The sequence below is a fragment of the Vibrio sp. MM46 genome (assembly GCF_027587135.1).
GTDB classification, from domain to species: domain Bacteria; phylum Pseudomonadota; class Gammaproteobacteria; order Enterobacterales; family Vibrionaceae; genus Vibrio; species Vibrio harveyi.
The window spans coordinates 371,134-382,070 of sequence record NZ_JAPPTO010000001.1 but is presented as its reverse complement, the minus strand read 5'-3'; the positions used below and the strand labels follow the sequence as shown (position 1 = coordinate 382,070).

9 protein-coding genes are annotated in these 10,937 nt (G+C 44.6%); 8 read left to right on the top strand and 1 reads right to left on the bottom strand.

Annotated elements, in window-relative coordinates; all coding sequences use genetic code 11:
* The first annotated feature begins 53 nt into the window (after positions 1-53).
* The 3 genes from OH459_RS01720 (at position 54) to OH459_RS01710 (ending at position 4,422) form a co-directional block, all read left to right on the top strand.
* The gene (locus OH459_RS01720) at positions 54-1,940 is read left to right on the top strand and encodes a methyl-accepting chemotaxis protein (protein WP_005449641.1); all 1,887 of its coding nucleotides are present in this window, start codon (positions 54-56) and stop codon (positions 1,938-1,940) included.
* A 225-nt stretch (positions 1,941-2,165) separates the two neighbouring features.
* Entirely contained in the window at positions 2,166-3,122 is a 957-nt protein-coding gene (locus OH459_RS01715) for a hypothetical protein (RefSeq protein WP_017189860.1), read from the top strand.
* A 202-nt stretch (positions 3,123-3,324) separates the two neighbouring features.
* Positions 3,325-4,422: a YdcF family protein gene (locus OH459_RS01710; RefSeq protein ID WP_045485846.1), complete on the top strand. Its 1,098-nt coding sequence runs from the start codon at positions 3,325-3,327 to the stop codon at positions 4,420-4,422.
* A gap of 78 nt (positions 4,423-4,500) precedes the next feature.
* On the opposite strand, the gene OH459_RS01705 is transcribed toward OH459_RS01710, so the two are convergent.
* Positions 4,501-4,923 (bottom strand): organic hydroperoxide resistance protein, encoded by a 423-nt coding sequence (locus OH459_RS01705; RefSeq protein ID WP_005449644.1) that lies wholly within the window; start codon positions 4,921-4,923, stop codon positions 4,501-4,503.
* Between the two features lie 137 nt (positions 4,924-5,060).
* Between OH459_RS01705 and OH459_RS01700 the strand changes: the two genes are divergently transcribed.
* The 5 genes from OH459_RS01700 (at position 5,061) to OH459_RS01680 (ending at position 10,556) form a co-directional block, all read left to right on the top strand.
* Complete coding sequence (locus OH459_RS01700; RefSeq protein WP_269984860.1) at positions 5,061-5,519, top strand: MarR family winged helix-turn-helix transcriptional regulator; 459 nt, start codon at positions 5,061-5,063, stop codon at positions 5,517-5,519.
* Between the two features lie 305 nt (positions 5,520-5,824).
* On the top strand, positions 5,825-6,382 hold the full coding sequence (gene ahpC, locus OH459_RS01695; RefSeq protein ID WP_005374632.1) for an alkyl hydroperoxide reductase subunit C: 558 nt from the start codon (positions 5,825-5,827) through the stop codon (positions 6,380-6,382).
* A 172-nt stretch (positions 6,383-6,554) separates the two neighbouring features.
* Positions 6,555-8,123: an alkyl hydroperoxide reductase subunit F gene (gene ahpF, locus OH459_RS01690; RefSeq protein ID WP_005374617.1), complete on the top strand. Its 1,569-nt coding sequence runs from the start codon at positions 6,555-6,557 to the stop codon at positions 8,121-8,123.
* 535 nt (positions 8,124-8,658) lie between these two features.
* Positions 8,659-9,645 carry a retron St85 family effector protein gene (locus tag OH459_RS01685; protein ID WP_269984855.1) on the top strand — a complete coding sequence of 329 codons (987 nt, stop codon included), beginning with the start codon at positions 8,659-8,661 and terminating at the stop codon, positions 9,643-9,645.
* Entirely contained in the window at positions 9,645-10,556 is a 912-nt protein-coding gene (locus tag OH459_RS01680; RefSeq protein ID WP_269984853.1) for a retron St85 family RNA-directed DNA polymerase, read from the top strand. Before OH459_RS01685 ends, OH459_RS01680 begins: the two co-directional genes overlap by 1 nt.
* Positions 10,557-10,937 lie beyond the last annotated feature (381 nt).

Here is a 10,937-nt window from a genome sequence, read left to right as displayed (position 1 = left end):
ATATCGGCGCGAAATACAAATTTTTATAAATAATAAGAGCCAATCATATCTATATGTTTAAGAACTTATCTTTGAAGAACAAGCTGGCGATCTCTGCCAGCGCTGCCATCATCCTCGGGGGAGTGTTGGTAGAGGGGCTGTCTTTCCGTGACTCTTTGCAACGCCTTGACGTTGAAGTTGCACAGCGTTTAGAAAGCACAAGCGCATCTTACAACCAATATGTAAGTGACTGGATTCTATCCAAAGAACGAGCACTGACTTCACTATCACAAGACGCTAAAAAATCGGCAATCGTGACGCACCTAAAACAAGTTCGCGATTCTGCCAAGTTTGATAACGTCTTCTTAGCTTACCCAGACGGTTCGCAAGATAACGCAAACGGCGTTGTTCTACCGCCAGGTAACGATGACCCACGCAAATGGGGTTGGTACACCAATGCCATTGCTAATCCATCCAAAGTCTTTATGGATAACCCAACGGTTGCCGCCGCAACAGGCGCAAACGTGGTGTCTTTGGGTAAAGCGATACAGCTTCACGGTCAAACCTCAGTATTAGGTGCTGACGTAGAAATCGGCGATATCCTAAACAGCCTAAACCAAGTAATTTTACCGGGCGAAGGCTACATGTTCATTGCGAACGACCAAGGCAACATCTTCACTCACAACGACAGCAAACTGCTTAATCAACCTGTGAGCAAGCTTGGTTTGAGCAACAATGACATCGTTGCAGCAGCAAGATCTGGTCAGGATCGAACTGTGTCTATTCAGGGTAAAGACTTTGTGGTTTACGCAAAAGCCATCGACGGTACCAAGCTAACCACAGTAACCGTTCTGGATAGCGACTCACTTGTTGCACCACTTTACGATGCCGTTTGGGGACAAATTATCGCGACGGCTATCGTTGTGATCATCTGTGTGGCGTTGTTTAACTTGCTGTGTAACATCCTGTTCCGCCCGCTTTACAACGTCTCTCATGCACTGTCGCAAATCGCTAACGGCAGTGGTGACTTAACTCAACGCATCAAAGTAGAAAACCGCGATGAGGTAGGTGAACTGGCAGAGAACTTCAACCAGTTCGTTGCGAGCCTTCAGCAGCTTATTGGTCATATTCGTCATCAAGCCGAAGACCTAAACCAACAGTCTGAGCTAAGCACTAAGCGTGCAAACCAATCGGTTGATGAGCTAAACCACCAGCAACAAGAAATCACGCTTGTGGCAACGGCAGTGACAGAAATGGCGTCTGCAACTCAAGAGATCGCCTCTCACGCTGAACAAACAGCGAAAGTAGCGCAAGATTCATCAGTAAGTACACAAAACGGTCACTCACTTGTGGTAAACACGAAAGACTCGATCAACAACTTGTCTTCTGAAGTGAACCAAGCAAGTGGTGTTATTAGTGAACTAAACCAACACGCACAAGACATCAACACCGTACTGTCGACCATCCGTGATATTGCTGAACAAACCAACCTACTTGCGTTGAACGCGGCAATCGAAGCGGCACGCGCTGGTGAACAAGGTCGTGGATTTGCAGTCGTGGCTGATGAAGTTCGCGTACTATCGCAACGTACACACACTTCAACAGAAGAGATCAAATCCACCATCGAAACGCTGCAACGCACCACTCAACGCGCTGTGACATTGATGGAACGCAGTTCAGAACTGGCGATGGGTTCGGTAGAAGATGCCGACCGTGCTTCGCAAGCGTTGGATGAAATCAATTCAGCGGTTGCATTGATCAGCGACATGGCGACACAAATCGCTACAGCAGCAGAAGAGCAAACGCACGTGACCAACGAGATCACGCAGAATGTTACGTCCATCAAAGACGTGACCGATCACTTGGTGATTGGTGCAGAAGAATCCATGAACCAATCTTCTGAGCTGAAATCACAAGCTGAAGACCTCAACTCGAAAGTAGCGACATTCAAACTGGCGTAGTACTCGTTTCTAAGCTCAATATCAAACCCCGCCTAGCTGCGGGGTTTGTTTTTCCCACCGATAGTTCTCTCTTAAATTGACCTCAAAGCCTTAAAAATCCGTACATATATCCAACCAGTATTTTCACCTACCGCCGAGAGCAAGCTTCATAGAAAGCGTGGTAGGACATCATTTAGGGAAACGGCTTTTCAACCTTATTCTGAATACGTTCGAAGAGGTGCGCTTATGAATCTTATGGACCTACCCAAAAAACGGGGGAAATGGAATCTCGAACTGTGCAAACAAAGCGCAGCACAATACAAAACTCGCACCGCATGGAGCGAAGGGAGTAAAGCGGCTTACAGTGCTGCTTATCGGAATGGTTGGCTAGACCAATGCTGTGCCCACATGCAACGCGTTGGCGTTAAGTGGACCTACGAAAAATGCGTACGCAGCGCCGCTCGATACAAAACCCGCTCTGAGTGGAACCAAGCGTGCAAAAGCGCCTACCATGCAGCTCGTAAAAATGGCTGGGTAGAAGATTGCTGCGCTCACATGCTTCCCTCTCGTACAGGTAAAAAATGGACCTTTGAAAACTGCGCGAAAAATGCCAAGAAGTACAATACCCGTTCTGACTGGCAACGCGGTTGCAGCGGTGCTTATAACGCAGCAAATCGTAATGGTTGGCTAGACGAATGCTGCACTCACATGAAGCCCATCGAACTGAAATGGGACTTCGCGGCGTGCCTCAAAAGCGCTCGAGCGTTTCGGACCCGGACAGAGTGGATCAGCGCGTGCAAAAGTGCGTATCAAGCGGCACGAAACCGAGGTTGGTTGGAGCACTGCTGCGCTCACATGGGTGCGCCGAGAACGCAAAAGAAATGGACACTCGACGCCTGCATCAAAAGTGCTTCTGAATTCAAGACTCGAACCGCATGGCAAGAAGGCTGCAGTGGCGCTTACTTCGCAGCGCACCGTAATGGATGGATGAAAAAATGTTGCCAGCATATGCGCTCTGCTCGCGCCAAATGGACACTGAAAATCTGTAAGGGCAGCGCCTCTTACTTCTCGACCAAGAAAGATTGGCTTCGCTGCTGTCGAGGCGCATACAACGCCGCACATCGTAATGGATGGCTGGTCGAGTGCTGTTCACATATGAAGAGAGCAACCAGCTCGCGATTGTCTTTAAATCCAACCATTTAACACAACAGCCAGTGGGCAACGTTTTTCGTGATCCTACTTCGCGTTTTAACCACATGAATCCCTTCGTTCGGCTGAGTTGGGATTCATTTCACAGTTTATTCATGAAGCGAACCTAGACTGAAAAAATCCATCGAACTCGTTCGACCTACAACAACGTTAGGCACGATAAAAACTAGGTACTACAGCACCTCTAGGACATTTCATGAAGAAGAACTTACTTGCTATTGCTCTTGGTAGCGTGATTGCGCTAACGGCTGCCCCATACTCTATTGCAGCAAACGATGCTGCTATCCAATCTTCAGCCGACTATTCACAGATCGTCACCAAGCGTCAGGTTGTCGACCAACTGCTCAACGACGCGGTAAAGGCATTCAAATCCCCTGCGCGTATCTCGCACGCTGGTTTTACCGCCAAAATGCCGAGCAACATGGAGATTGTTACCGACCGCTTACTAGAAGCCTACAAACTTGAGCCATACCGTACTGACCTGCTGATTTCTGCGGCAAACGCGCAGATCTACAACAAGAATGCAGACCGCGCGATTGAACTGTTCGAACAAGCTCTTTCGGTCGCACCAGACGATGTGGATTTGCACGCTTACTTAGCGGTATGGCAACGCTTTGAGGGCAACCAAGCGGAATCAGCGAAACACATGGCGACGCTCACGAAGCTCAATGCTGGTAAAGCGGCAGATATCCAACGCATCTTCGACACTGTAGACCGCGTGCTTGCCACGCCACTAAAAGAGAAAGCCGATAAAGGCAAACTAAATGACAAGGGGGCGATCGTCACACTGGGATACGCACTGAATCCGGATGGTTCAATGCACCAAATCTTGGTTGAGCGTTTAGAAACCACGCTAGCCATGGCAAAAGCAAACCCAGACGCGTTGATCGTATTGACGGGCGGCGTACCAAAGAACCACAAAACCGAAGGCAAGTTAATGGCGGATTGGCTGATTGAAAAAGGCATCAGCAAAGATCGCATCATTGAAGAAAACTATGCCACCAGCACGGTAGGTAACGCCCTATTCAGCAGCTACGCATTGGCACGTCACAACATCAAGCACGCGACCATCATCAGCTCAGCGAGCCACGTGCGCCGTGGTCAAACGCTATTTGAAATCGCAAGCTGGCAAACTGGTCCACAAGGCATCACTTTCGACACCGTAAGTTACCCAGACAAACCGCTTAAAGACTTAGCCAAAGCCAGCGATGGCGAACTACTTGGTATTTATCGCGATGCACTGCGTACTTACGGCATGTGGAGCTACCGCTCTTACCCACTAGAGTCGCGTTAAGTATTCTCGCTTCATACCAATCAAAAAAAGCCTGCGTACTTGCAGGCTTTTTTGTCTTTGTACCGTGGTAAGACCCGCTTAAATCGCTTCGCCGTTTACCGTTACTGCTACATCAATGTTGCCACGAACTGCGTTTGAGTATGGGCAAACTTGGTGCGCAATGCGCGTTAGCTCTAGCGCTTGTTCTTGTGGCATATCTAGCTCTACCGCTAGGCTCACTGTTAGAGCGAAGCCGCCGTTGTCGTTCGGACCGATACCTACTTCCGCTGTTACGGGTGCGCTTTTCAGGTCTACTTTACCTTCACGTGCTACGTGCAGAATCGCGTTAGAAAAACATGCCGAATAGCCCGCTGCGAACAGCTGTTCTGGGTTAGTTGCTGCGCCTGTGCCGCCCATTTCCTTCGGGTATGACAGCTCTAGATCGAGAAGACCGTCATCTGTTTTTACTTGACCATTACGACCAGCCAAAGCGGTAGCTTGAGTTTTGTATAGAGTAGTCATGCGAGTGTCCTTCTTAATTTAAGTTGCGCACAATTCAATTGTTTGCAATCTTATATCGAAGTAAAGATCGTTTGCAACTATATTGTGCACAATTTATTTTATGACTCTCTTTCTCTGTGAGCAGGTAGGCAACGCCAATGAGCCAGTGTTACACCGACAACACCATGACCGACGACGATAAACTCTTACTCGAAAACCAAGTTTGCTTCCCGCTCTACAGCGCAGCAAATGCAGTGATCCGAGCTTACCGCCCGTTGCTGGACGAGCTTGATCTGACTTATTCGCAGTACTTAGTGATGATGGTGCTGTGGGAGAAAGACGGTGCCAGTGTGAAAGAACTGGGATCACAACTGCATTTGGACTCAGGCACACTCACACCGCTGCTTAAACGCTTAGAAGCAAAAGGCTATGTAGAGCGTGGTCGCAGTGAAACCGATGAGCGCGTCCGCGTACTCAACCTCACCGATCAAGGTCTTGCTCTCAGAGAACAAGCCAAGGCAGTGCCAAACGCCATGATGTGTAAAATCACATTAGAGCTGGATGAAATGATCATGCTGAAGAAGCTGTGTGGCAAAGTGCTCGACAATCTGAGCTAAAAAAATAGAAGCATCCGCTTCCCCACTTCCTATTAGAAAGAGCCTGCTGAGATGCAGGCTCTTTCGCTCTTAGCTAGAAGATCTACTCAAAGTAATCATCGGTATTCTCTATTGCTAATCTGCATTCATCTTCAATAAAACCTATCAAAGCAAACTCACCTACATCGGATATGCCTATCAAGTGAAATAGGAAATGGCTATCAATAGGATAGTTACAAGCGATTTTCCTTAAACACACTCCGATGAGAATATACTTTCCGAAAGCAACAACAGCTCAGCTTAAAACATTCAAAGGAAAGTAAATTATGATTAATACTCAAATCAAACCATTTGCAGCTACAGCGTACAAAAACGGCGAATTCGTTGAAGTAACAGAACAAGACGTTCTAGGTAAATGGGCAGTATTCTTCTTCTACCCAGCAGACTTTACGTTTGTATGTCCAACAGAACTGGGCGACCTAGCAGACCACTACGAAGAGCTACAAAAACGTGGCGTAGAAGTTTACTCAGTATCAACTGACACACACTTCACTCATAAAGCATGGCACGACAGCTCAGACACAATCGGTAAGATTCAGTACTACATGCTTGGCGACCAAACAGGCAACATCACAAACAACTTCGGTGTGATGCGTGAAGGTCAAGGTCTTGCAGACCGTGCAACATTCCTAATCGACCCAGAAGGTACTATCCAAGCAATGGAAATCACTGCTGAAGGTATCGGTCGTGACGCAGAAGACCTACTACGCAAAGTGAAAGCAGCTCAATACGTAGCAGCACACCCAGGCGAAGTTTGCCCAGCTAAATGGAAAGAAGGTGAAGAGACACTAGCTCCATCACTAGACCTAGTTGGCAAAATCTAAGCCACTGAAATTTAAGTTCTAATCAGTTCCCGATTTCCTTTTTCTGATTAGAACTGAATTAGAGAGCACTTCAGGTTAGATACCTTGACGACCTTCTGCCTGATTTGCTCTCTCCCCCTCAGGTTTTATCTACAGTAACCACTTTTTAGTTTTAATTAAGGTAGTAACAACTATGTTAGACCAAGCGATCCAACAACAACTCAAACAATATCTGGCTAATGTAAAAGAAGAAGTTCGTTTAGTGGTTAGTCTAGATGAAAGCAAAGCATCGAATGACATTTTGTCTCTAGCGAACCAAATCGCAGAGATGAGCGACCTAATCACCGTTGAACGTGACGACAACGCAAGCGCACGTAAACCAGTGATGGCGGTAACTAACCCAGCAAAAGGCACAGCACTACGCTTTGCAGGCTTGCCAATGGGTCACGAATTTACCTCTCTAGTATTGGCACTGCTTCATTCTGGCGGTCACCCAATCAAACTAGAACCAGAAGTGATTGAGCAAATCGCAGCACTAGACAAAGATCTAGACGTAGAAATCTTCATTTCTCTGTCGTGTCAAAACTGTCCCGACGTGGTTCAAGCGTTCAACATGATGGCGGCGATCAACCCGAAAGTAAAAGCAACCATGATCGACGGTGGTTTGTTCCAAGATGAAGTGAAACAACGCGACATCATGGCAGTACCAAGTGTATTTGTGAATGGCGAGCTATTTGGTCAAGGTCGTATGTCTCTGACTGAAATCCTAAACAAAGTGGATGACGGAGCAAGCGAGAAAGCCGCGAAAGCACTGAGCGAAAAAGACCCATACGACGTACTTGTTGTCGGCGGTGGTCCTGGTGGTAGCGCTGCTGCTCTATACGCTGCTCGTAAAGGTATTCGTACTGGCGTTGTTGCTAAACGCTTTGGTGGTCAGGTTATGGACACCATGGCAATCGAGAACTTCATTTCGGTAAAACGTACTGAAGGTCCAAAACTGGCAACTGACCTAGCAGAACATCTAAAAGAATACGACGTAGACGTAGTAACTGAGCAACAAGCTGAGAAGCTAATGGGCGCAGCACACACAGAAGATGGTTTGATTCACATCCAACTTGAAAGCGGCGCAACGCTGAAGAGTAAGAGTGTCATCCTAAGCCCTGGTGCACGCTGGCGTGAAATGAACGTTCCGGGTGAGCAAGAGTACCGCAACAAAGGTGTCGCGTACTGCCCACACTGTGACGGCCCACTGTTCAAAGGCAAGAAAACTGCGGTTATCGGTGGTGGTAACTCAGGCATCGAAGCTGCTATCGACCTTGCTGGTATCGTAGAACACGTAACGGTTCTTGAATTCGCAGACGTACTTCGCGCAGACCAAGTGCTTATCGACAAAGCGAATTCACTACCAAACGTAGACATCATCACGATGGCGCAAACTACTGAAGTTGTGGGCGACGGTACTCGCGTAACAAGTTTGAAGTACAAAGACCGCAACACAGACGAAATCAAAGAGATTGAACTGTCAGGTATCTTTGTTCAAATCGGTCTAGTACCAAACACAGAATGGCTAAAAGATTCAGAAGTAGCCCTATCTGAGCGCGGCGAGATTGAAGTCGGTAGCCGTGGCGATACTAGCCTAGAAGGTGTGTTCGCAGCCGGTGACGCAACAACCGTTCCTTACAAACAGATCATCATTGCGATGGGTGAAGGTGCAAAAGCAAGCTTAGGCGCATTTGACTACCTAATCCGTAAGCAAGGTTAATCTCCAAATTTCTTGGACACAAAGCGCACAGTGCTGTGTTTTCTTCCCCAGAAGGCCAATCGGGGCACTGTGTAGAACGGAGTGGCAAGAAATAAAAGCAAAAACCTAGAAGCCCAAAGACTTTGCCAGCAGCTACTACTGCTGGCTTTTTTTGATTTTGGGGTTATTTCAAAGCTCCAATAAGTAATACCCTCAAACATCCGATTTTTTCAATTCTACAACTACCATGAAAACAACAAATTAGCACCATTGACAAATGCAACAACACTGATAATATGCAAACAAGCCCTTAGTTATGAAAGTAAACTTTTACTTTCAAGAAAGGCGTACTGCCTTTCTGTAACACTCCTGAGGTATTTTGAACTTCGAAAAGTCCAAATTTTCTCAGTGAGGAACTCACTTCAAAAATTTGAATTTTCGAAGTCAGTTTAAATTCTGAAATGCTCAGTTGCTACGCAACTTCTCATTTCAGCCTTCAAACTGCTACGGTAAGGGCTAATTTTCCCTCTGCTCATTCAGACATCGGCGTTAGATTATGTCGCGAAAAAACACTCATTCCACATGGTTTAGCCACCCTAAATTTCTCTCTGCAAAAAACGTATTGATTAAGCAGTTTAAGTCACACCAAGGTAGATACCCTAGTGATTACAAACGATCACTTTTTGGAGGAGCTAAGCTACCAAGAATTTTGTTCATATGCGGTGGAGACCCCAAGTATTGTAATAATCGAGAAGTCATCGAGTGTTACCTAGATAAACATGCTCCTAACCTCATGACTTTTAGGGCAGAAAATGCTTGGGAAATAATCTCTTCTAATCAATCACAAAATAAAGACGGCTCTATAAATGCTTTGAGGTTGGAAGAATGGCTAGCTGACTTTTCTGATGCAGTGATTATACTTGTCGAGTCATATGGCACGGTCGCTGAACTTGGCGCATTCTCTATCAGTAGCAGATTACGTTCAAAACTACTTCCAATTCTCGACAAAAATTTTGAAGATGACCTATCGTTTATAAATACAGGTCCAATAAGCTGGATAAATAGCGATTCAGTGTATAAACCTACAATTTATGCAGATTTTGAGACCATATTAACAACAATGCCTTTAATGATCGACAATCTTAACAAAGGCTTTAAATCACTCAAAAAAGATAATGACGACAAGTTTGGTGATAAAAATTTTTCTCGAAAAGAACTGTTGTTCATTGTAGTGATAATAATCACAAGCATAGGTCCTATAGACGAAGACAATATATATGACATATGCAAACAATCCTTCAAACTAAAAGATAATGAATCTGAAGTTAAGTTCATAATTTCTCTTTGCGTCGCTTTAAAAATAATAGAGTCATTTAGTTTCAAAGATAAAAAATTATATACTTGTATTAACTATGAAAGATTATATAGAAATGAAACAACAACAAATTTATTAAGTGTAAGTCGAAGACTTCGCCTTATATGTTTATCCAAGCTTTTATATATCGAAGAGTTTAAAGAAGCAATTCGAAAGGTAACTGATTAATGTTGTTAGAGCTAATTAGTAAAAGTACTCTTATCGAGAAAGATCAAGTTTTGGATATAGCTAATAAAGCTAGTATCTCATATGCTAGATTTACTATCCCTAAAAAAGATGGAAGCCAGAGGCTAATTTACCAACCCTCAATGGCAATTCGAGCTCTTCAAAAGGTTGTATATGATGAAGTTTTAGACAAACTACCAGTGCATGACGCATGCTATGCCTACAGGAAAAAGAGGAGCTTAAAAGATCATGCTAATGTTCACAAGAATAACAATTATCTACTAAGAATAGACTTAAAGGACTTCTTCGAGTCAATTACTCGATCAGACATAGAAAAATACTGCCATGAGTCTATTTCTAAGATCTTCCCTCATTTTGATGAAGAAGACTTCAAACTCATGACTAATATTATATGTAGGAAAGATACAATTACAATTGGTTCTGTAACATCACCATCTCTATCAAACTCTATTTGTTATACATTAGATGAAAGAATAAGTCGACTTGCTAAGTCTTATGGTGTTAAGTACACTCGATATGCCGATGATATGTTTTTCTCTACAAGTAATAAAAATGTGCTTTGTATTATACAAAAGGGAGTATCTGGAATAATTAAGAGCTTAGAATACCCTACTCTAACCATCAATAAGAAAAAAACAAAACATTCATCGAAGAAAAATAGAATGAGTGTGACGGGTGTTGTTATTACGCTTGATAAAAAACTATCTATAGGCAGAGGTAATAAAAGATTCATTAGAGAGCAAGTTTACAAGTGGAGCTCATTGAGCTCAGAAGATAAATCATATTTGTCAGGTTATTTGTCATTTGTAAAGTCTATCGAGCCGTCATACATAAATAGATTATGTAACAAATATAGTTCACAAAAAATTCAAGAGATACTACGTTTTTCATAACCCCTTGGGAAATAAATTTAGAAACACTCAACACAACAAAGAATCCCCTCCCCCTTGATAACCATATTCAAATGCTTGGCAAACCATGTCAAGAAAAGGGGGAGTTGGAGGGGGTAGAAAGCACCTAACCCAACATTCAGCCTCAAACCACCAACCCCACCTAACCTCCCCTTGTATCAAACTTCGAAGATCTCAACACAACGAGTTCAAAGGGGAGGAATTGGCCCTGCAATCGCGGAAAGTTCAATTCACAATGCAACATCACAACGCGCTGAAAATTGATTCTGAATACTCGCTTAGGCTCCTTCAGAATGACGCTGTGCGCTTAGCGCTCTCTCCGTGTCATTCCCGCGAACCTAGGTGAGACTGGGAATCTACTCA

Excerpts from the sequence above, each read along its gene's own strand:
- OH459_RS01720 (WP_005449641.1), top strand. The coding sequence starts at position 54 with ATGTTTAAGAACTTATCTTTGAAGAACAAGCTGGCGATCTCTGCCAGC.
- OH459_RS01715 (WP_017189860.1), top strand. The coding sequence starts at position 2,166 with ATGAATCTTATGGACCTACCCAAAAAACGGGGGAAATGGAATCTCGAA.
- OH459_RS01710 (WP_045485846.1), top strand. The coding sequence starts at position 3,325 with ATGAAGAAGAACTTACTTGCTATTGCTCTTGGTAGCGTGATTGCGCTA.
- OH459_RS01705 (WP_005449644.1), bottom strand. The coding sequence starts at position 4,923 with ATGACTACTCTATACAAAACTCAAGCTACCGCTTTGGCTGGTCGTAAT.
- OH459_RS01700 (WP_269984860.1), top strand. The coding sequence starts at position 5,061 with ATGAGCCAGTGTTACACCGACAACACCATGACCGACGACGATAAACTC.
- ahpC (WP_005374632.1), top strand. The coding sequence starts at position 5,825 with ATGATTAATACTCAAATCAAACCATTTGCAGCTACAGCGTACAAAAAC.
- ahpF (WP_005374617.1), top strand. The coding sequence starts at position 6,555 with ATGTTAGACCAAGCGATCCAACAACAACTCAAACAATATCTGGCTAAT.
- OH459_RS01685 (WP_269984855.1), top strand. The coding sequence starts at position 8,659 with ATGTCGCGAAAAAACACTCATTCCACATGGTTTAGCCACCCTAAATTT.
- OH459_RS01680 (WP_269984853.1), top strand. The coding sequence starts at position 9,645 with ATGTTGTTAGAGCTAATTAGTAAAAGTACTCTTATCGAGAAAGATCAA.